1 protein-coding gene is annotated in these 850 nt (G+C 61.2%); it reads left to right on the forward strand.

Annotation, left to right across the window (positions count from 1 at the left end):
- Positions 1 to 102: 102 nt before the first annotated feature.
- A partial coding sequence (locus tag EN750_RS36770; protein ID WP_210212804.1) for a hypothetical protein occupies positions 103 to 850 on the forward strand: 748 nt, incomplete at its 3' end.

The following is an 850-nucleotide window of genomic DNA, read 5'->3' on the forward strand; positions in this document are numbered from 1 at the left end:
GGCTTCTACATCGAAAAGAACGCGCGCGGCGAAGGCAACATCGCGGTCGAGAGCGCGGTAAAATATTGGGACCGGGGCGCGTTGACCAAGGGCCTAGACGACATGCGCTCGATCTACAGCGATGCGCGCCAGAAAGGCCTCGGCATGTCGGCGGAGGAATTCCGCACCGCTGTCAGCAAAGCCATGCGTCGCGGTGATGTCGGCGAGAACGACGCAGTGTCGATGGCGGCGCAATCCTGGCGCAAAACGCTTTTCGATCCGCTGAAGGACGAAGCCATCGCTGCTGGCCTGCTGCCGGCAGATGTGAGCGTCAAGACGGCGACGTCCTACCTCACGCGCCTTTGGAACTCGAACCGCCTAAACGCTGGCGAAGCCCGCTTCAAAGCTATCGTGAAGCCATGGATCGATGACCAGCTATCGCATCTAGAATTCAAAGCTGACGAAATCAGGATCGGCAATCGCATCATCGACGCGGACAAGAAGCGCGAATCGTTCGGCAAGGTCAACGATCGCCTGGAAGGAATCGAAGGACGCCTGGCTGACCGGGAGACCGGCCGGCAGAGGCGAACGAGTGCGCTGACCCAGTTGCGTCAAGATCGTCTTGCCGTGCTCAAGGAGCGCGCGCCGGCCGCGCTGGTAACTACTCTGCGCGGCGCCGACGAAAATGCTGTGATGGTTGAGACGGTGAGGCAGGCTCGCGCTGCGGCGCGCTCGGCAGGCAAGAAGCAAACCTTCGCCGAACGATCACCGGTTTTGGCAATCATCAAAGCAAAGGGCGGTGCACGTGTCGGCTCCAAGCTGGACAACGAGCTGCGTGCGATGGGCGTCACGCCGAACACGCATCCAGGCA

This window comes from Mesorhizobium sp. M7A.F.Ca.ET.027.03.2.1 (assembly GCF_003999175.1).
Lineage (GTDB): Bacteria > Pseudomonadota > Alphaproteobacteria > Rhizobiales > Rhizobiaceae > Mesorhizobium.